We start from the raw sequence: 21147 nt of genomic DNA on the forward strand, positions 1-21147 counted from the left end.
CGCGCATTTCACTGCTGTTCTTTTATGGGACTCAGTCGCTGTAGCTCGGGAGGTTCCGTTCGTGGGATTCGCGGAGCTCGTGCAGCGGAATGGAGAACAGTTCCTGCTGGTCGCCGTCCGGACCGCGGCCCGTGACGTTGAGCGTGTCACCGCCCGCGACGCCGATCTGCGACACCGGGACCCCGGCGGCCTCGCACAGGGCCGCGAGACGTCCCTCGCCGCCCGGCCGTACGGCCACCATGGCGCGGGCGACCGATTCGCTGAACAGGGACACGAACGGGTCGCCGGGCAGCGTGATCCGGGCGCCGAGCCCGCCGCGCAGGCACGACTCCACGAGCGTCTGGGACAGCCCGCCGTCCGACAGGTCGTGGGCGGCGGTGAGCAGCCCCTCGCGCACGGCCGCGACCAGGACGGACGCCAGCGCCGCCTCGGCCTGGAGGTCCACGAGCGGCGGCAGGCCGCCCAGGTGGCCGTAGACGACGTGCGCCCATTCGGAGCCGCCGAACTCCTCGCGGGTCTCGCCGAGGAGCGCGATCGTGGCGCCGTCGGAGGTCAGCGACATGTTGACGCGGCGGCGGACGTCGTCGTGGACGCCGAGGACGCCGATCACCGGGGTGGGGTTGATCGGGGTCGTGCCGGTCTGGTTGTAGAAGCTGACGTTGCCACCGGTCACCGGCACGCCCAGGTAGCGGCACGCGTCGGCGAGGCCCTCCACCGCGCGGGCGAACTGCCACATGACGCCGGGGTCCTCGGGGGAGCCGAAGTTGAGGCAGTTGGTGACCGCGAGCGGGCGGGCGCCGGTGGTGGCGACGTTACGGTACGCCTCCGACAGTGCGAGCTGCGCTCCCGAGTACGGGTCGAGGCGGGTGTAGCGGCCGTTGCCGTCGAGGGACAGCGCGATGCCGAGGCCCGACTCGTCGTCGATCCGGACGACGCCCGCGTCCTCGGGCATCGCGAGGACCGTATTGCCGAGGACGTACCGGTCGTACTGCGAGGTCACCCACGTCTTACCCGCGAGATTGGGCGAGCCCGCGAGCCAGAGCACGGTGCGGCGCAGCTCGTCGCCCGTGGACGGGCGGGTGAGGCGTCCCGGCGTGTCGGACTGGAGCGTCCCGAGGTCGGCCGGCGGCGCGTACGGCCGCTCGTACACCGGGCCCTCGTCGGCGGCGGTGCCCGGCGGGATGTCGACGATCGTCTCGCCGCGCCACGTCATCACCAGGCGGCCGGTGTCGGTCACCGCGCCGATCACGGTGGCCGGGATCTCCCAGCGGGCGCAGATCTCCATGAACCGGTCGACCTTGCCCGGCTCGACCACCGCCATCATGCGCTCCTGCGACTCGCTCATGAGGATCTCCTCAGGGCGCAGCGTCGCGTCGCGCAGCGGGACGGAGTCGAGCTCGACGTGCATGCCGCCGGTCCCGGCCGCGGCCAGCTCGGTGGTCGCGCAGGAGACGCCGGCGGCGCCGAGGTCCTGGATGCCGACGACCAGGTCCTCCTGGAACAGCTCCAGGCAGCACTCGATCAGCAGCTTCTCCATGAACGGGTCGCCGACCTGCACGCTCGGCCGCTTCTGCTGCGACTCGTCGTCGAACGTCGCGGACGCCAGGACCGACGCGCCGCCGATCCCGTCCGGCCCGGTGCCCGCCCCGAACAGGATCACGCGGTTGCCGGGCCCGGGAGCCACGGCGCGCTTGATGTCGTCGTGCTTCATCAGGCCGACGCACAGGGCGTTGACCAGCGGGTTCTGCGCGTAACAGGCGTCGAAGACGGTCTCGCCGCCGATGTTGGGCAGGCCGAGCGAGTTGCCGTACCCGCCGACGCCCGCGACCACGCCCGGCAGGACCCGCTGCGTGTCGGGCGCGTCCGCCGGACCGAACCGCAGCGAGTCCATCACCGCGATCGGCCGGGCGCCCATCGACATGATGTCGCGGACGATCCCGCCGACGCCCGTCGCCGCCCCCTGATAGGGCTCGACGTACGACGGGTGGTTGTGCGACTCCACCTTGAACGTGACCGCCCAGCCCTGGCCGATGTCGACCACGCCCGCGTTCTCGCCCATTCCGACGAGCAGCGCGTCAGTCTTCGGGGCCTTCTCGCCGAACTGCCGCAGATGCACCTTCGAGCTCTTGTACGAGCAGTGCTCGCTCCACATCACCGAGTAGATCGCCAGCTCGGCGGCCGTCGGACGGCGGCCCAGGATGTCGCGAACCCGCTGGTACTCCTCGTCCTTCATGCCCAGCTCGGCGTACGGCTGAGGCCGCTCCGGCGTCGCCGCCGCAGCGGCGACCGTGTCCGTACCGCCAAGCTCAGCAGCGGCGGCGGAGGCGGCGGAGGCGGCGGTGGCTCCTAGCGGCGCGTCCTCAACGGGAGGAACGGCAGGCTGAGGGCCGGTGCCGGGGCCGGGGCCAACGGACGGCTGCGGCCCCGTTCCGCGGCCGACAGCAGGCTGCGGACCGGTACCCGTCCCGACAGCAGGCTGAGGACCGGTGCCGGGGCCAACAGCGGGCTGCGGACCCGTACCGGGGCCAACGGGCGGTTGCGGGCCGGTTTCACGTCCGACAGCCGGTTGCGGACCCGTTCCCGAGCCGACAGCGGGCTGCGGACCTGTTCCCGAGCCGACGATCGGTTGAGGGGCGGTTCCAGAGCCGACAGCAGGCTGCGGGCCGGTACCCGTCCCGACGGCGGGCTGCGGGCCCGTTCCGTGGCCGACGGCGGGCTGCGGGCCGGTACCCGTGCCCACGGACGGCTGCGGGCCCGTTCCGTGGCCGACAGACGTTTGCGGCCCGGTCCCCATGCCTACGGACGGCTGCGGGCCTGAGTGGCGTCCTCGGGCGCGTCCGGCGTTTCCGGCACCGGCTAGCTGTGCCAGGGCCGCCAGGCCGGCGTCAGGGTCGGCGGAGGGGGATGCGAACGGGTCGTCCCGGCGGGGCTCAGGCGGCCGTCCCTGCTCGCCCGACGCCGACTGGGACGGCTGGGACGGCTGGTGGCCCGGGACCTCGGGGAACGCGGGCAGGGCGTTCTGGCCGCTGCCTTCGCCCGCCGGGGCTGCGTGCTGGCCGGAGGCGGCCTGGGCGTTTCGCACTGCCTGGGCGAGGTCCGGGTTGGTCATGGTGGGGTTGCCCGAGGCGGAGGTGCCCTCGGCGACGAGCGCCTTGGCAAAGTCGCGCTCCGGGGCGCCCGCAGGAGCCTCGGAGGCCGCGGAGGCCGCGGCCTGGGCAGCGGCGGCGGACTGCTGGGATTCCAGGGACGGGATCGGGCCCGTTCCGGAAAGCGCGGCGCGGGAACCTGGCGCGTCGAAGGCGGGGGCGTCGAAAGCAGGGGCATCGCCCGCGGGAGGCTGGCCGTTGTAGGACGGCGAGGCCCCGGTTCCCTGGGAACCGGTCGAGCGCGGGTCGGATCCGCCGGAGGCGAACGACGGGTCGGTGGTCCGGGGGGCGAAAGTGGGTTCACCGGCCGCGCCGGGGACGAACGGCTGCTCGCCTTCGCCCTGGGCGGGGGACGGGGAGGACGGGTCGTCGGCCGGGCCGAAGAGGGCGGAGCCGCCGCCGGGGGCGGGGTCGTCCTCATCGACGATGGCCTCGAACGCCTGGGTCACCGCGGGGTCCACCGGCTGGAGCTCGGGGTCGTCGGCGTCGGACTTGAGCTCGCCGAGCCACTCCAGCGACGGTTCGTCGGACGCGTCGCGGCGTCGCGGCGCGTCCTGGCTTCCGGGGGTGTTGGGCGGCTGCTCGCTCATGCGTTGACCAGTCTCTTGACGATCGAGGTGAAGAAGCCGAGCCCGTCGGTGGACGGGCCGGTCAGGGACTCCACGGCGTGCTCGGGGTGGGGCATGAGCCCGACCACGTTGCCGGCCTCGTTGCAGATCCCGGCGATGTCGTCGAGGGATCCGTTGGGGTTGAGGTCGACGTAGCGGGCCACGATCCGGCCGTTCGCCGCCAGTTCCTCCAGGGTCGCCCGGTCCGCGGCGTAGCGTCCGTCGCGGTTCTTGATGGGGATGACCAGTTCCTGGCCCTCGGCGTACTCGGTGGTCCAGGCGGTGTCCGCGTTCTGGACGCGGAGCCGCTGGTCGCGGCAGACGAAGTGCAGTCCGGCGTTGGGCAGCAGGGCGCCCGGCAGCAGGTGCGACTCGCACAGGACCTGGAAGCCGTTGCAGATGCCGAGGACGGGCAGGCCGCCCTTGGCGGCGTCGACCAGTTCGCCCATCAGTGGCGCGAAGCGCGCGATGGCCCCCGCGCGCAGGTAGTCCCCGTAGGAGAACCCGCCTGGAAGCACGACGGCGTCGACTCCCCGCAGATCGTGGTCGCCGTGCCACAGCGTGACCGGCTCGGCGCCGGCGAGCCGTACGGCCCGTGCGGCGTCACGATCGTCCAGGGAGCCGGGGAAGGTGATGATCCCAACCCGGGCAGCGTCCATCTGTTCTGTTCCTCCGAAATGAGGTGCGGCCGGGACGGGCGGGTTCTCTCCGCCGATCACCGCTGCGCGCAACAATCCCCCCGCGCGCGTCCCAATCTACCCGGCGCTGTGCATGAGGCGGCGGTCGAGGCGGCGGACGAGCGACTCGTCTCGCCAGGTCAACCGCTTCCGCAGGTGGACGACGGTGCCACGTTCGGGCGAGGAGTCGATGCTGAGATCGTCCACGAGCGCACGCATGATCCTAATCCCGCGCCCGGACTCGCTCAACATCCCGCGGTCCTCCTCGGCGCCGCGCAGGCCCCGGCCCCAATCCATGATCTTGAGCATGCAGGCGCCGTCGTCGACGTACCCGACGACCTCGTAGTTGCCGCTGGCGCGGGCGTGCTGGACGGCGTTCGTGCACGCCTCGGACGTGGCGACGAGGATGTCCTCGACGCAGTCCTCGGCGACGCCGAGGCCGCGCAGCGCGTCCCCGACCACGCGGCGGATCACCGGAATGCTCAGCGCCTCGCGGGGCAGCGCGAGCGAGAACCTCATGTCCACCGGTCACCTCGTGTGTCGCCAGCGCCCCTGTTACGTCCCCGCGCGCGGTGGACCTCGCCCACCGCTCGCCGACTTGACGCAGTTAAGCTTCCCCGGCGGAAACTGCCGTAATCGCCACAGTGACGGATGTCTCGGTGAACCATCCGTCACGCAAAATGACGACCGGCCTCCTGGAACGCGCCAAAACAATGCCGTTTTCCGACGCCATTCCGGACGGCGCCGAACGGCTAGAGAACCCGGACCTCGTAGTTCTCGATCACCGGGTTCGCCAGCAGCGTCTCGGCGATCTTCCGGGCCCGGTCCAGGGCCGCCTCGTCGGCGGGACCGTCCAGCTCCAGCTCGAACCGCTTGCCCTGCCGCACCGAGGCCACGCCCTCGTACCCGAGCTGCGGCAGCTTCCGGGCGATGGCCTGGCCCTGCGGGTCGAGGATCTCCGGCTTCAGCATGACGTCGACGACGACGCGCGCCACGACCGCCCCCTCATTGATCTGCGCTTTTGTTGACGACCCTGAAGCGTACGGCACCATTGCCGGACAGAGCCCATCCCTCCCCCCGGAGCCAAGATGAACCTCGACGAGCTGTCCCCGCCGGAACGCCGTCTCTGGGACGCGTTCCCGAGCGGCGAGCCGGTCGACCTCTCGTCGCCCGACACCACGCTCAACGACCCGGGCTCCGCCGACCGCTGGGGTCCCGAACGGGTCGTCCGCGCCGAGGTCCTCGTCGCGCTCCTCGCCGGCGCCGTCGACCCCGAACCGGGCCAGGTCGCCGCCGTACGGCTCAGCGGCGCCCGCGTCACCGGCTCCCTCAACCTCGGCCACGCCGACGTCTCCGTCCCGCTGGCGCTCACGGCCTGCGCGTTCGACGAGGCGCCGCACCTGTACTGGGCCAACATGAGCAGCGTTCACATGATGCGCTGCCGCCTGCCGGGGCTGATCGCGTCCGGCACCCGCGTGGACGGCCATCTGTGGCTCGAAGGCAGCTCGATCTCCGGGGGCCTCTGGCTGGACGGGGCCCACATCACCGGCATCCTCAACATGTCGGGCGTTCACCTGTCCAACCCCGGGGGCGACGCCCTCCTGGCAGACCGCCTCACCGTCGACGCCAACGTCTACTGCGACCAGGGCTTCACCGCCAACGGCGAGGTGCGCCTCCCGGGCGCGCGCGTGGGAGGACAGCTCATCTTCCGGGGAGCCCGCCTGCACAACCCGTCCGGAGTCGCCCTCTACGCGAGCCGCCTCGATATCGCGGCGAACGGTTTCTGCGACGGCGGCTTCACAGCCGAAGGGGAAGTGCGCCTACGCGGAGCGCGCGTGGGCGGCTATCTCTCGTTCGTCGGAGCCAAACTCAAGCACGCAGGGCACACCGCCCTCAACGCCGACGACCTCACCGTCGAAACCGACATCTACTGCTCCGACGGCTTCACCGCCGACGGCGCCGTCAGCTTCGCCGGGGCCCGCGTCACCGGTCAGCTCAGCCTGCGCGGCGCCCGCCTCCGCCACGAGCCCGGAACGGCCCTCAGCCTCCAACGCGTCCAGGCCGAAGAACTCCTCCTGCGCCCCGCCGAACCCATCACGGGCGTCGCCGACCTCTCGTACGCCCGCCTCAACCTCCTACGCGACGACGCCGCGACATGGCCGTCCCGCCTCCAACTCGACGGCCTCGTCTACGAAAACCTCGAACCGGCCCTCACCGCCCGTGAACGCCTGGCCTGGCTCCGCCGCGACACCGACGGATACCAACCGCAGCCGTACGAGCGCCTGGCACAGACGTACCGTTCCCTAGGGCTCGACGCCGACGGCCGCTCGATCCTCCTGGCCAAGGCCCGCGACCGCCGCAGCACGCAGGGAATCCCGCGCAAAACCGTCGGCTGGTTCCAGGACATCCTGGTCGGCTACGGCTACCGCCCGTTCCGCGCCGCCTCCTGGCTGATCGGCCTCCTGGCGTTCGGAACCATCGTTTTCAGCCTCCACAAGCCCTCGGTCCTGGACGACGGCCACCACCCGCACTTCAACGCGTTCTTCTACACCCTCGACCTCCTCCTCCCCATCGGAAGCCTGGGCCAGGAAGTCGAATTCGCCCCCAAGGGCGTCTACCAATGGATAGCCAACCTCCTCGTGGCCGCGGGCCTGGTCCTGGGCCTCACCGTGGCCGCCGGAGCCACCCGAGCCCTCTCCCGCGAATAGCCCGAAATCTGCCCCCGCCCGTCAAACCAAGTCGATAACACCGTCAACGAATCCCGTTGACGCTCCCGAACCCCCTGCGCTATCTGTGACCCAACGGGCGGAGGGGACACGGTGGCACCCAAGATCGATATCCAGGCGATCCAGACGGAACTCCAGGGGATCGCCTCCCTGATGACCGAAGTGACCCGCCTGATGAGCCCCCAGACCTGGCAAGGCGGCTCCGCCGCCTCGTTCACCACGGACCTCCAGGGCCACAACCGGTCGCTGAGCCGAATGATGCACCAGGTCATGAAAACGGCCTCAGAGCTCAACCACGCCCCCCTAGTCCTCGCAACCCCCGAAATCCCCCGTACCAACCCCCCCTCAGGCACCCCCGGCGTAGCCTCCGTCTCCCCCACCGCCCTAGAACGCCTAGAAACCGCCCTCCACTACGCGGCCGACGGCCTCCCACCCCACGGCCGCCGGATCCGGACGCTCCTGCACGGCCACGACAGCGGCACCCGCCAGTGCGACCGGAGCGCGGCTTGGTGCCGCGAGCAGGCGAGCCGCATGCGGACCCGGATCCGCTACGCCCACGCCGAGAACCAGGCCGACCCCACGCTCCTGGTCTCTGGCGGCGGTCTCTCCAAGGTCCCGGACGTCGAACGCTTCGGCAGCAAGGAACTGGCCGACCTAGGCACCCTCCAAGGCAAGGCGTTCGCCAGAAACCTGAAAGACCCGAACGCCGCTACCCCGCAACTCCTCAAGGAGATAGCCGCCACCCTCCGGGAGAACGCGAAGAACCGCACGTACACCAACAACTTCTTCACCAGCGTCCCAGCCGGCTCCATAGGCAAGCTCGCCTACACCCTCCACCAACGCAGCGGCAAACCCCTCTCAGCCGACGACAAACGCCTCCTAGGCGACATCGGCACAGCCCTTGCAGCCCTCTCCCGCCAAAAGAACACCCGCCACACCATCAACCAAGCCCTCGGCCCCATCGGCTCCGACCTCCCAGGCCAGGCGCTCTTGGTGGGCCTGAGCGCACCCAACGTCAAATGGAGCTCCTCCGTCCTGGTCGACATGGCCAAAGCGGCTCTCCGCTGGCGGCAGAAGTACCCGTCGTACGGCATCACCGAGACCATTCCCGGCAAGGCCGGAGACAAGCAAACAGCCGTCCTCAACGAGAGGAGCGGTCGCTGGTGGGAAGCCTGGGGCCTGGGCGGCAGTATCCACAGCGGCGACCCGAAACAGCTGAGCGAGTACGATCCCGCCCTCAACGTCCTGGGCCGGATAGCTCTTCAAAAGGACACGACAGCCGCCCGAACTCTGGCCGCCACGGAGTTGGAAAAAGCGTTCACCATCAAGGACGCCGAGAAGGCCAAGCCCTTGACCTGGCTTACCCGAGGCATCGGCGGAACCTATGCTTCCCTCCTGGTGGCGCCCGACTGGCCCGATTCTGGAACCGCCGCCGGCGCCGTCATCAAGCTCGCCACCACTCCGGGGCAGGGCCACGAGAACGAGGCCGCCACCAACGCCGCTGCGATCATGCAGTCGGTCGCCTGGTGGAACGACAAAGGCCGACCACTGGTGAACACCTTCTTGACGAGGAACAACGCCCGCGACCCCTTCGGAATACTGCCGCGACAAAGCGGGCGTCCCGGCTGGATGACTCACACCAGACAGTACGACGCTGAACTCGGCACGGGCTTGACGTCAGGGCTCTTGCAGACCGCTCGCATGTACATCCCGGTATTCGGGCTGGCCAGTATCGTGACCGGGGGTACGGGATCGGTACGAACCGACGCGGCCACCGGCCACCGGTACGTCAGCCTGGGCGGAAGCGAGATTCAGAACTTTCTGCGCACCTTCGCCAACGACAAGAAGGCCTGGGCACTACTCGCATACGACGCCCAACGCTACCGTGTGCAGCTTTACGCGCACGGATTCCGCACCGGGTTGATCGAAGACGCCACCACTCGGGCCGGTTACCTCGAAGGCAGTCTGATCCGCGCCTATCTCAAGGAACTGACCGAGCGAGAGAAGATCACGCAGAAGGAGTACGACGACGCGAAGACCAAGCTCGGCATTCTTCGCGACCTGGTGGGCAGCACCATCAGCGCCACGCCGGCGGGCGAGGCGCCGCTACTCAGCGAAACCTACGGCGTGGGCACCGGCATAGCCCTCGAGAACGTGAAGTACAAAGAGTTCGACAAGCAGATGGAAGCAATCAATGAGAAGAACTCAGACTACGGGAACCAGCTTTACGTCGATCTCGTGCGAGGCTACGCGGCCAACCACGGCGGCCACACGGGGAACCGGGAGATAGACGCGATCATACGCAAGAGTCAACTTACCGAGGCCGATCGGAATGCCGTGCAGAACTGGGCCACCGAGAAACCTTTTGCCATATCATCCGAAAAAGAGGGCAGGTCTATGACCGGACTTTCCCTCATTGACCGTACGGTGACTTCCGTCAACAACAACGCCCCTCCGCCGAAGTGAATCTCAGTTATACGACTTCCCCGCCATGTCTTTAGGCGGTCTGAAGGCGTAGACTCGACCGCAGACCTTGTCACTCATGACGACGCTTCCGTCCGGCCGGACGGCGACTCCCCCGGTTTCGCCGATCCGATGACCGCCAGCGAGCCGTCGAACTCGGCACATGACCTGGGCGCGCCCCAGTCCAGGCGCACCATCGTCCCGTCGGGTTTCTCCAAGGTCGGCCTGGGCGTGTGCCCCGTCGCCGTCGTTCCGCCGAGCAGAAGAATTGATCCGTCATTCAGCGCCGCGGCGCCTGTCCAGGGAGGGAGCTTCGCAGTCGATTCAGGGAAGGCGACGCCGGAGGCACCTGCGTCGCGGGGAACGCGAACCAGGCCCCTCCGCCCCAACAGAATCAGGCCCCCGCTGCGATCTCGCGTGGCGAATGTAGGATCGAGAATCTTCCCACCGGACGCTTTTCGCAACGCCGATTCGTATCCGGAAGGATGCCACTGGCGAAGTTCGCCGTGCTGTGCGACCTCGAAGAGATCTCCCGCCTTGGAAACGAGGACCGGAACCCCGTCGCTCCGCAAGACGAACCGGGAACCAGCCCAGTATCGGTCGAGCCGCGATCGCTCATCATCGGCGATGGGCCGCCCTGAAGGCGATTTCACCGCCAATCGCCCAGGCAGCCTGCTCTTCCATGAGACATAGACCTCCTGCTTGAGCGTCTTCAACGAGACTCGCGTGAGGTCCAGCCCACTGAACGAACTCATGAGCCAGAGCGCATCCCCCTGGACGTCCAACTGATTGGGAATGTTGCCCAGCTTCCAAGTGGCGAGCCGGCCGGTCGAATCAACATGGGCTATGCGGCTGTCCCCGCCGGAGAGGACACCGAAATAGGGAGTCCCGTCCCGCCAATGGCGAGTCCTCCATCACCATACGCACTCGTCCGCAGCGCGTACTCGCCGTCTCGCGGCTCACCACGAACCTTGTAGTCCCCGGCGATGGTGACTACCTGGCCGAGCCGGGTCGGCTTCGGGTGGGGTTGAAGGCATCCTTGGGCTTCTCGGAGGTGCAGGAAGAGCCCAGCGCTCCGAGGAGGGCTACAGCAGCGATGACCCTGTTGTAACGCACGGGTCGATGATGCCAGGCGACCCCGCGCGAAGGAACGTGTCCGCCGACGAAGGCGGGGGCGGTCAGGGTCAGGTGAGGTGGTGGGCGCCGGACTTGATGTCTGCGATGAGGGAGCGCCACCCGGTGCCTTCGTGACCAGCATCGGCCCGCCCGGGTTCTTGGAGTCACGTATCGCGACGCCGGCCCCGACCAGGCGGGCGGCATCCACGCAGTTCGCACCTTGGTGCGGAGCGGGTGCTCCTGCGCCGCGGCGGTCCCGTCTTGTCCATATTTATTCGTCATACTTTGGCCCGAGTCGGGTGCGCCTGGCCGGATTTTGATCAGCGCCAGAGAGTCGTCGGTTCCGAGCGCGGACAGGGCCAGTTGGCCGCCGTTTGGAGAAGGCCGTTTGACGACCAGAGCGTGGTGACAGCGCAACGACTTCGCTGCGGACTCCAGTCCGATGTAGGCCGCGTAACCGTGTGGATCGTGTGTCGGCGTACGCGTCCCACCGGCCTGGTTGGCGGGTCGCCATCGCCAGCGCCCTGAGTCGTTCGCTTCCTTCCGCGTTGAGTGCGGAGTACGGCGGGTTGAGTGCGGAGTACGGCCGGTCGTGGGGCGTTCACAGGTCTCGATCGTGGTTGGGAGGGGACGTCGGGTACGGGGCCGTGCCTGTTCCCGGAGAGGCCGCGCGGGTGGAGGTGTCCGATGGCGGTGCGGGTGTTGGAGACGGCGTTGGTGGGGCGGGGGTTGTGGGCGGCGTTGGTGGGGGCGACATGGCTGTGTTGGTGGTGCGGGCTGAGGTCAGCGTGCTCGTTCGGCCGGGGCGGGTGCGTGGTGGCCTCGCCGGTCACGGGGACCGTGCGGTTTCCGGTGGATGAGGTCGCCGAGGTCGTGGGGCGGTGCCATGGAGATCTGGATGTCTGCTGGTGGATGGCGGGCTTTCTGAGTTGTTGACGCGACTGTGATGGTGCGGGTGTTTCGGGTTTCGCGGGCCGCGGTTGCGGGGTGGGCGGCGAGGGGGCTGCTGGCGTACACGCGTACCCGTCGGGGCGGCCCCGGTTCTGTCGGGGGATGTGCGTGATCGGGGGGTGACGGGGCGTGGAGGGTGGCCCTGCGGGCGGGCTCGGGTGGGGGAAATGGGGTAGGAACTCGGGGGTCGGGGCTTGCGTCCCTTAGTGTGATGTCTGCCACGATGGGCTTTGGCGGTTTCGTCCCCTTACCTGGGGGCGGGCCACTGACGTCGGCCGGCGTGCGGCGATCCCGCGTTCCGGCCCCGAACGAGGAGTGTCATCGATGACGATCGACTCCGTACGCGGCGCGCCGGACACAGCGGAGGCGGGCGGGCCCGAGCTCGTTCAGCTCCTGACCCCCGAGGGGGAGCGTGTCGAGCATCCCGACTACCCGCTGGAGCTGACGGCCGAGGAGGTGCGCGGGCTCTACCGCGACCTGGTGATCGTCCGGCGGATCGACCAGGAGGCCGTCGCGCTGACGCGGCAGGGCGAGCTCGGGGTCTGGGCCTCGCTGCTCGGGCAGGAGGCCGCGCAGATCGGGTCGGGGCGGGCCCTGGCCGCGAACGACATGGTGTTCCCGACGTACCGGGAGCACGGGGTGGCGTGGTGCCGGGAGGTCGAGCCGCTCAACCTGCTCGGGCTGTTCCGGGGCGTCAACCATGGCGGATGGGATCCCGCGGAGCACGGGTTCCACCTGTACACGATCGTGATCGGGAGCCAGACCCTGCACGCCGCCGGGTACGCCATGGGCGTCCAGCGGGACGGGGTGCTGGGGACCGACAAGGCCACGGCGACCATCGCGTACTTCGGCGACGGGGCGACCTCGCAGGGTGATGTGAACGAGGCGTTCGTGTTCGCGTCCGTGTTCAACGCGCCGATCGTGTTCTTCTGCCAGAACAACCAGTGGGCCATCTCCGAGCCGCTGGAGCGGCAGTCGCGGATCCCGCTGTTCAAGCGGGCCCAGGGGTACGGGTTCCCGGGGCTCAGGGTGGACGGCAACGACGTGTTCGCCTGCCTCGCGGTCACGCGCAAGGCCCTGGAGAACGCCCGGACGGGGCAGGGCCCGACGCTGATCGAGGCGTACACCTACCGGATGGGCGCGCACACGACGACCGACGACCCCACGCGGTACCGGCTCAAGGCCGACGAGGAGGCCTGGAAGCTCAAGGACCCGATCGAACGGGTCAAGGCGTACCTGGTCAGGGGCGACCTGGCCGACCCCGGCTTCTTCGGGAAGGTGGACGACGAGGCCAAGCAGATCGCGACGGAGCTGCGCAAGGCGTGCCTGGCGCTGCCCGATCCGGGGCCGCTGACGATGTTCGAGAACGTGTACGCGGAGCCGCATCCGCTGATGACCGAGGAGCAGGAGCAGTTCGCCGCCTACCTGGCGTCCTTCGAGGAGGTGGCCTCGTGACCGAGACGCTGACCCTGGGCAAGGGGCTCAACGAGGGCATGCGCAAGGCCATGGAGAACGACCCGAAGGTCATCGTCATGGGCGAGGACGTCGGGAAGCTCGGCGGCGTCTTCCGGGTGACCGACGGGCTCCAGAAGGACTTCGGCGAGGAGCGCGTGATCGACACGCCGCTGGCGGAGTCGGGCATCGTCGGTACGGCGATCGGGCTGGCGCTGCGCGGGTACCGGCCGGTATGCGAGATCCAGTTCGACGGGTTCGTGTTCCCGGCGGCCGACCAGATCATCACGCAGCTCGCGAAGATGCACATGCGCTCGCTCGGCAAGGTCGGGCTGCCGGTGGTGATCCGCATCCCGTGCGGCGGCGGGATCGGCGGCGTCGAGCACCACTCCGAGTCGCCCGAGGCGTACTTCACGCACACCGCTGGGCTGCGGGTGGTCACCTGCTCCAACCCGGCCGACGCGTTCTCCATGATCCAGCAGTCCATCGCGTCCCCCGACCCGGTGATCTTCTTCGAGCCGAAGCGGCGCTACTGGGACAAGGCGCCGGTCGAGGTGGACTCCACCGACTGGACGCCGCTGCACAAGGCGCGCTTCGTACGGCCCGGCGAGGACGTGACGGTCCTGGCGTACGGCCCGACGGTCAAGACGTGCCTGGAGGCGGCGGGCGCGGCGGAGGACGACGGCCGTTCGCTGGACGTCATCGACCTGCGCTCGCTGAACCCCCTGGACGTCGAGACGGTCGTGGAGTCGGTGAACCGCACCGGGCGGTGCGTGGTCGTGCACGAGGCACCGGTGTTCAACGGGTACGGCGCCGAGCTCGCGGCTCGGATCACCGAGCGGTGCTTCTACCGGCTGGAGGCGCCGGTCCTGCGGGTCGGCGGCTTCTCCACGCCGTACCCGCCGTCGCGGAACGAGGACGACTACCTGCCCGACCTCGACCGGATCCTGGACGCCGTCGACCGGACGTTCGCGTGGTGAGCGGGGCGTGGCAGCGAGGGAGCACGGCGCCCACCCGGCGCCCGGAGCCGGACGGGGAGTGAGCCGATGAGCGACGTGAAGCTGTTCAACCTGCCCGACGTGGGCGAGGGCCTCACCGAGGCCGAGATCGTCAAGTGGCACGTGCGCGCGGGCGACACGGTCGAGGTCAACCAGACGATCATGGAGATCGAGACGGCGAAGGCGGTCGTCGAGCTGCCGTGCCCGTTCGAGGGCGTGGTCACCGAGCTGATGGTGAACGAGGGCGACACGGTGGACGTGGGCGTCCCGATCATCGCGGTGGACGTCGGCGGGGAGGCCGGCGGCGAGGTCCAGGCGACGGCGGAGCCCCCGAGTCGTTGAAGGAGGACATGGTCCCCGCGGTGAACGAGCCGGGGATGGTCACGCCGGACGAGCCGAAGCGGCAGCCGGTGCTGGTCGGCTACGGCGTCAAGCCGGGCGCGACCAAGCGGCGTCCGCGCAAGCCCGGGACCAACGGCTCGGCGGCTCCGGCGGCTGCCCCGGCGGCTCCGGCGGCTCCTGCTCGGGAGGCGGAGCCGGTCGTTCGTCCACAGGGTGTGGACAACGCGTTGCCGCTGGCCAAGCCGCCCGTGCGGAAGCTGGCCAAGGACCTCGGTGTGGATCTTCGCACGGTCACCGGGACGGGGCCGCAGGGCTCCATCACGCGGGACGACGTGCGTTCCGCGACCGAGGCGCCCGCGGCTCCCGCGGCGCCCAGGGTGCCCGCGCAGGCGGCGCCGTCCGAGGAGCGGATCCCGGTCAAGGGGGTGCGGAAGGCGACGGCCGCGGCGATGAGCGGTTCGGCGTTCACCGCGCCGCACGTCACCGAGTTCCTCCAGGTGGACGTCACGCGGACGATGGAGACCGTGCGGCGGCTGCGCGAGCTGCCCGAGTTCGCCGAGGTCAAGGTCTCGCCGCTGCTGCTGGTCGCCAAGGCGCTGCTGACGGCGGTGGCGCGCAACCCGATGGTGAACGCGACGTGGCGGGACGGCCCGGACGGCGCGGAGATCGTGGTCAAGCACCACGTCAACCTCGGCATCGCGGCGGCCACCGAGCGGGGCCTGATCGTTCCGAAGGTCAAGAGCGCGCACGCGCTGTCCCTGCCGGACCTGGCGCGCGCGCTGACGGCGCTGACCGAGACCGCGCGGGCGGGGAAGGCGACGCCCGCCGACCTGACCGACGGGACGATCACGATCACGAACGTGGGGGTGTTCGGGGTGGACACCGGGACCCCGATCATCACGCCCGGCGAGTCGGCGATCCTGGCGTTCGGCCAGATCCGCGACCTGCCGTGGGTGCACGAGGGCGAGCTGGCGATCCGCAAGGTGACCACGCTGTCGCTGTCGTTCGACCACCGCGTGATCGACGGCGAGCTCGGCTCCAAGGTCCTGCGCGACGTCGGCGACATGCTGGAGGACCCCATCCGCATGCTCGCCTGGGGCTAGCCGGGCGGCGCGGGGTCCGGCCGGGCGTCGGCCGGACCCCGCGGACGCGCGGAGTCAGGACACAGGCACGTTGTTGACCTTGCCGAACGGGCCGCCGTCGAAGACGACCGAGGAGATCGGGCCGGGCGGCGCGGGGATGTAGGCGAAGCCCCGGACCGGCTGGTTGACGGCCGTGCGGAACGTGGCGCGCCCCGGGTCGAGGTAGGTGCTCGGGGCGCTGCCGGTGGCGGCGGGCCCGACGCGGACGGCGCGGAAGACGTCCTTGCCGCCGGGCGCGGAGACCGAGAACGAGGTGAACGCGCCGCCCGGGTAGTCCTTGTGCGCGTACGCGGCGTCCGGCGGCGTGGTGCCGGGGCCCTCGTTGACCAGGTCGAACACGGCGACGATGTAGGCGCCGTCGCGGTAGAACGGCTTGACGTCCAGCCGCCGCTTGTCGCCGCCGAACCGGCCGAAGCGGCTCGCGACGGTCTTGCCGTCCTGCGCGCGGAAGTCGGCGGGGCGGACGGTTCCGCCCCGGCCGTCCGCGGCGGCCGTGGAGGCGCTGGTGGCGCCGTCGGCCTGCTGCCTGACCTCGTAGGAGATCTCGACGCGGCGGTTGCGGGCGCGGGCCTTGGCGTCGTCGGCGCCGCCCTCCTTGGCGATCAGCTCGGCCTCGCCCTTGCCGTGCGCGGAGTACTTGAACGCGCCGCCGAGCCGGTTCTTCAGCTCCTTCATCACGCTCTCGGCGCGCTCGCGGGACAGCTTGAGGTTGTACTGGTCGCTGCCCTTGCTGTCGGTGTGGCCGTTGAACGTCAGGGGCCGCTTGTTCGGGTCGGCCTTCTCCTTGATCTCCTTGGCGGCGTCGTCCAGCACCGACTTGGCGCGGCCCGACAGCTTGGCCGAGTTGAACGCGAACAGCACGTCGGTGCGCAGGTTCATGGTGACGTCGGAGCCGCTGGACGTGACGTCCTTGATCTCGCCCTCGGTGATGTCGTACAGCTCGGCGGGGTTGGCGCCCCCGGCGGCGGGCGCGCCGCCCGTGGCGCTCGCGGGCGCGGTGCCGCCCGTGCCGCCGGCCGGCGCGGTGCCCGCCGGGGCGGTGCCCGCCGGAGTGGTGCCGCCCGTGCCGCCCGCGGGCGGGGTGGTGGACGTGGCGGGCGCGTCGCCGGAGCCGGTCACGGGGACGCCGGTGAACTCCCCGGCGGTGCCGGGCGTGATCGCGGTGACCTTCTGGACGCCGGCGGGCAGCGGCGGGTACTCGGCGGCCATCTCGCGCGGCGCGTTCGGCGGGAACTGCTCGCCCGCGGTCGCGGCGATCGGCCGGTAGAGCTTGCGGCCGACCGGGTCGAGGAGCTGCACGGTGAACGGCACGGACTTCGGCGCGGAGTCGAGCGAGGTGACGCTGTACTTCAGCACCGACTTGCCGCTCTGCCGCTCGACGCCCTTGATCTGGACGCGGGCGTGCAGCCCGTCGGCGGCCCCGAACCAGCCCTCCTTCTCGTACGACCCGTTCTGCTGCTGCGGCTGGGTGGCCGCGCCCGGCTTCACCTTGGGCGGGTCGCTCTTCTCCGCCTTGCTGGAGTCGGAGCAGCCTGCGGCGAGCAGCAGCCCGGTGAGGGAGACGGCGAGGGGAGCGTGGAGTCTGCGGGCCGGCATCGGCTCTCCGGTTCCTTGGGGGCTCGGACGGATTCCCTTCGGGAAGCGCGGGGGGCTTCCTTCGGGCGCGGGGCGCGGACGGACCCGGCCAAGAGTAGTGATCCCACCCGAACCACGCACCGGACCCCATGACACCCGCATGACGCGTTCGCGGCGCCGGGGCGAACGCGACGGCCCCCGTCCGCGCGGGTGCGCGATCGGGGGCCGTCTCACCGTTCCGCGGGAGGCGGAGGTGGTCTCAGAACGCCTCCTCCGGCAGCTCCATCACGTCGAGGGTGGTGGCCTCGGTGACGGCGCGGTCGGAGGCGAGGCGCGGCAGGACGGTCTGGCAGAAGAACTGCGCCGCCGCGACCTTGCCGGTGTAGAACGCCTTGTCGGAGTCGGAGACGTCGCCGCCGCCGAGCTTGGCCAGGGCGACCTCGGCCTGGCGGCAGAGCAGCCAGGCGACGATGAGGTCGCCGAGGCCGAGCAGCAGGCGCGAGGTGTTGAGCCCGACCTTGTAGAGCTCCTTCGGGTTCTCCATGGAGCCGAGCGCCCAGCCGACCATCGGGTCCAGGATGCCCTGGACGTCGTCCAGGCCCTTGGCGAGCAGCGCGCGCTCGGCCTTCAGCCGGCCGTTGCCCGCCTCGGACTCGGCGAACGCCCTGATCTCGCCGGAGAGCACCTTGAGGGCCTCGCCGTTGTCCCGGAGGATCTTGCGGAAGAACAGGTCCTGGCCCTGGATCGCGGTGGTGCCCTCGTACAGGGTGTCGATCTTGGAGTCCCGGATGTACTGCTCGATCGGGTACTCCTGGAGGAAGCCCGAGCCGCCGAGGGTCTGGAGCGACTCCGCGCCGAGCAGCGCGTACGCCCGCTCGGAGCCGAAGCCCTTGACGATCGGCAGGAGCAGGTCGTTGACCTTCTCCGCCACCTCGTCCTTGCGGCCCTCGAACTCGGCGACCTGCACCGCGTCCTGGTACGAGGCGGTGAGCAGGACCAGCGCCCGCATCCCCTCGGCGTACGCCTTCTGCGTCATCAGGCTGCGCCGCACGTCGGGGTGGTGCGTGATGGTGACGCGGGGGGCGGTCTTGTCGGTCATCTGGGTGAGGTCGGCGCCCTGCACCCGCTCCTTGGCGTACTCCAGCGCGTTGAGGTAGCCGGTGGACAGGGTGGCGATGGCCTTGGTGCCGACCATCATCCGGGCGTACTCGATGACCAGGAACATCTGCTTGATGCCCTGGTGCACGTCGCCGACGAGGTAGCCGACGGCGGGCTCCTTCTCGCCGAAGGTGAGCTCGCAGGTCGTGGAGACCTTCAGGCCCATCTTCTTCTCGACGTTGGTGACGTACGCGCCGTTGCGGTCGCCGAGCTCGCCGGTCTCCAGGTCCACCATGTACTTCGGCACGAGGAACATCGACAGGCCCTTGGTGCCGGGGCCGGCGCCCTCGGGGCGGGCCAGCACCAGGTGGAAGATGTTCTCGGCCATGTCGTGCTCGGCCGAGGTGATGAAGCGCTTGACGCCCTCGATGTGCCAGGTGCCGTCGGGCTGCTGGACGGCCTTGGCGCGGCCGGCGCCGACGTCGGAGCCGGCGTCGGGCTCGGTCAGCACCATCGTGGCGCCCCACTGCCGTTCGAGGGCCAGCTCGGCGAAGCGCTTCTGGTCGGGCGTGCCGATGTGCCAGAGGATCTGGGCGAAGCCGGGGCCGGAGGCGAACATGTAGACGGCCGGGTTGGCGCCCAGCACCTGCTCGGCGACGGCCCAGGTCAGGGAGCGGGGGGCGCCGCTGCCGCCGAACTCGGGGCGAGGTCGAGCCGGTACCACTCGGCGTCCATCCACGCCTTGAACGACTTCTTGAAGCCCTCGGGCATCGTGACGGCGCTCGTCGCCGGGTCGTACTTCGGCGGGTTGCGGTCGGCGTCCTCGAACGACTCCGCGAGCGGGCCCTCGGCCAGCCGGTTCACCTCGTCGAGGATGCTGCGCACGGTCTCCTCGTCCAGCTCCGCGTAGGGGCCGGTGCCGAGGAGCTCCTGGCGGCCGAACACCTCGAAGAGGTTGAACTCCAGGTCCCGGAGGTTGCTCTTGTAGTGCCCCATCGAACCCTCTCCTTCGCCCCCCAGGGCCGCGCCCCGCCGCCCTGGGGACCAATCCGGCGGCGGCCGGGGGCCCCGCGCGACGTACTGGTCAGTAACTCGACATCATGCTACCCGCTGGTAACCACTGACAACCCAACGGGAACGCCCGATTTGCGAAGCTCAGGGCTCCGAGGAGCCCGTGGAGGCAGAAAAGTGACGCAAATCACAGTGTGCTTCGGAACCCTCACCCGCCGGTGCCACAGAAACGGACACAGAGCTACAAAAGCGACAGACGGCTCTATACAGCTCTGTCAACTCTTGGTCGGGTGTTTCGGAAGTATGTCGTGCGCCCGGCTATGGGATGTCGACAGCGACAATTCCGGAACATTTGGCTGTGATCGCTTGACGTTGTCCCGGCAAAACCGGTATTGAACCGACCTTCTCGGACGTACCTGGCCGGATCTGGCAATCATGAACCTTTTGCTTGGATGCTCACTCTTACTGGAGGTGGCACGGGGCCGCAAGGGTCAGCTGGTCTCCCCGGTGCCGCTCAAGGAGAGGGAGTTTCGTCTTGTCGTCTGTCACGGGGTGGCTCAATGACGCCTGGGGAGCGATCGCCGGCGCGACGGCCGGCGGTGACTGGCGGAAGTTCGTTCCGCTGGGATTCGCGGGGCTGCTGGTCTGGGGGCTCTGGCTCTACCGGGTGGTGCTGTCCCGGATGGACAAGCCGGTCGTCAACAACTTCCGCACCACCGTCTCGGTCGTCGTCCCCTCCTACCGGGAGGACCCCGAGATCCTGATGCAGTGCCTGGAGTCCTGGCTGTCCCAGAACCCCAGCGAGGTCATCATCGTGATCGACGTCGGCGACACCGAGGGGCACCGCCGGCTCGCCCAGGTCACCGACCCGCGCCTGCACGTGCTGGTCTACGAGCACTCCGGCAAGCGCTCCGCGCTCGGCGTCGGCATCCGGGCCGCGCGCGGCGAGATCATCGTGTTCGCCGACTCCGACACCCGGTGGCAGCCCGGCCTGCTCGACGCGGTGCAGATGCCGTTCGAGGACCCCCAGGTCGGCGGCGTCGGCACCCAGCAGAACGTCTACCAGCGCACCACCAGCGTGTGGCGCCGCATCGCCGACTGGCTGGTCAACCTGCGCTACTACGACTACGTCCCCGCGATGGGCTCCAAGGGCGGCGTCGCCTGCCTGTCCGGGCGCACCGCCGCGTACCGCCGCTCGGTGATCCTGCCGGTCGTGGAGAACCTGGAGAACGAGTTCTTCCTCGGCCGCCGCTGCATCGCCGGCGACGACGGCCGCCTCACCTGGCTGACCCTCTCGCAGGGCTACAAGACCGTGCACCAGTCGTCCGCGCGCGCGATCTCGATGTTCCCCGACAAGTTCAGCGCGTTCATCAAGCAGCGCGTCCGGTGGAGCCGCAACTCCTACCGCTGCTACCTGACGGCCCTGTGGAAGGGCTGGCTGTGGAAGACGCCGTTCGTCACCAAGGTCACCGTCCTCCAGATCCTGCTGACCCCGGTGACCATGGGCGTCACGCTCGGCTACCTCGTCTTCAGCCGGCTGATGGACAACTGGCACCCGCTCGGCATCACGCTCGCGCTCGGCTGGGTGCTGCTCGGCCGCGGGCTGCGCGGCTACTCCCACCTGAAGCGGCACCCCGGCGAGATCCTGCTGCTCCCGCTGACCGCGCTGGTCATCATCGGGATCTCGCTGCCGATCAAGCTGTACGCGTTCGTGACGATGAACAAGCAGGGCTGGCTGACCCGCTCCTCCGACCAGGTCGGCGGGGCCGGGCAGAGCGCCGGCACGCTCCAGGGAGTGGGCTGAATTGAGGGTGCGTCCGATAGGGCCGCGGGCCCTGTCCG

The 21147-nt window shown here is 69.8% G+C and carries 11 protein-coding genes and 3 pseudogenes; 6 read left to right on the top strand and 8 right to left on the bottom strand.

The window, feature by feature from the left end:
- Positions 1-31: 31 nt before the first annotated feature.
- The 4 genes and pseudogenes from purL to purS all read right to left on the bottom strand — a co-directional run.
- Positions 32-2293, bottom strand: a pseudogene (gene purL, locus GEV43_RS47220) (phosphoribosylformylglycinamidine synthase subunit PurL); the annotation flags it as partial.
- A 1439-nt stretch (positions 2294-3732) separates the two neighbouring features.
- On the bottom strand, positions 3733-4413 hold the full coding sequence (gene purQ, locus GEV43_RS13015; protein WP_160820916.1) for a phosphoribosylformylglycinamidine synthase subunit PurQ: 681 nt from the start codon (positions 4411-4413) through the stop codon (positions 3733-3735).
- A 96-nt stretch (positions 4414-4509) separates the two neighbouring features.
- Positions 4510-4950: an ATP-binding protein gene (locus tag GEV43_RS13020; RefSeq protein ID WP_175250040.1), complete on the bottom strand. Its 441-nt coding sequence runs from the start codon at positions 4948-4950 to the stop codon at positions 4510-4512.
- Between the two features lie 233 nt (positions 4951-5183).
- On the bottom strand, positions 5184-5426 hold the full coding sequence (purS, locus tag GEV43_RS13025) for a phosphoribosylformylglycinamidine synthase subunit PurS (protein WP_309239611.1): 243 nt from the start codon (positions 5424-5426) through the stop codon (positions 5184-5186).
- Positions 5427-5519: 93 nt separating this feature from the next.
- Here purS and GEV43_RS13030 point away from each other — a divergent pair, with 93 nt between their 5' ends.
- Both GEV43_RS13030 and GEV43_RS13035 read left to right on the top strand, forming a co-directional pair.
- A complete protein-coding gene (locus GEV43_RS13030) occupies positions 5520-7139 on the top strand; it encodes a hypothetical protein (protein ID WP_160820919.1) in 1620 nt (539 codons plus the stop codon).
- A gap of 111 nt (positions 7140-7250) precedes the next feature.
- Positions 7251-9623, top strand: coding sequence for a hypothetical protein (locus GEV43_RS13035; protein ID WP_160820920.1), 2373 nt, complete (start codon positions 7251-7253; stop codon positions 9621-9623).
- A gap of 74 nt (positions 9624-9697) precedes the next feature.
- On the opposite strand, the gene GEV43_RS13040 is transcribed toward GEV43_RS13035, so the two are convergent.
- Positions 9698-10375, bottom strand: coding sequence for a hypothetical protein (locus GEV43_RS13040; RefSeq protein ID WP_160820921.1), 678 nt, complete (start codon positions 10373-10375; stop codon positions 9698-9700).
- A gap of 89 nt (positions 10376-10464) precedes the next feature.
- A complete protein-coding gene (locus tag GEV43_RS56050; RefSeq protein ID WP_375539089.1) occupies positions 10465-11007 on the bottom strand; it encodes a DUF397 domain-containing protein in 543 nt (180 codons plus the stop codon).
- A gap of 1004 nt (positions 11008-12011) precedes the next feature.
- Between GEV43_RS56050 and pdhA the strand changes: the two genes are divergently transcribed.
- The 3 genes and pseudogenes from pdhA to GEV43_RS13060 all read left to right on the top strand — a co-directional run bounded on the left by pdhA (position 12012) and on the right by GEV43_RS13060 (position 15582).
- A complete protein-coding gene (gene pdhA / locus GEV43_RS13050) occupies positions 12012-13142 on the top strand; it encodes a pyruvate dehydrogenase (acetyl-transferring) E1 component subunit alpha (protein WP_160820923.1) in 1131 nt (376 codons plus the stop codon).
- Positions 13139-14119, top strand: coding sequence for an alpha-ketoacid dehydrogenase subunit beta (locus GEV43_RS13055; protein WP_160820924.1), 981 nt, complete (start codon positions 13139-13141; stop codon positions 14117-14119). The genes pdhA and GEV43_RS13055 overlap by 4 nt, the downstream gene beginning before the upstream one ends.
- Positions 14120-14185: 66 nt before the next feature.
- A pseudogene (locus tag GEV43_RS13060) lies at positions 14186-15582 on the top strand (dihydrolipoamide acetyltransferase family protein).
- 54 nt (positions 15583-15636) lie between these two features.
- Here GEV43_RS13060 and GEV43_RS47230 read toward each other — a convergent pair.
- Together GEV43_RS47230 and GEV43_RS13070 are read right to left on the bottom strand one after the other, a co-directional pair.
- Positions 15637-17217 (bottom strand): OmpA family protein, encoded by a 1581-nt coding sequence (locus tag GEV43_RS47230; protein WP_160820925.1) that lies wholly within the window; start codon positions 17215-17217, stop codon positions 15637-15639.
- Positions 17218-17455: 238 nt separating this feature from the next.
- Positions 17456-19290 (bottom strand): annotated as a pseudogene (locus GEV43_RS13070) (acyl-CoA dehydrogenase).
- A gap of 550 nt (positions 19291-19840) precedes the next feature.
- Here GEV43_RS13070 and GEV43_RS13075 point away from each other — a divergent pair.
- Positions 19841-21109: a glycosyltransferase family 2 protein gene (locus GEV43_RS13075; protein ID WP_206681152.1), complete on the top strand. Its 1269-nt coding sequence runs from the start codon at positions 19841-19843 to the stop codon at positions 21107-21109.
- The last annotated feature ends 38 nt before the right edge of the window (positions 21110-21147 follow it).

This window comes from Actinomadura sp. J1-007, assembly GCF_009793335.1.
GTDB lineage: Bacteria > Actinomycetota > Actinomycetes > Streptosporangiales > Streptosporangiaceae > Spirillospora > Spirillospora yumaensis.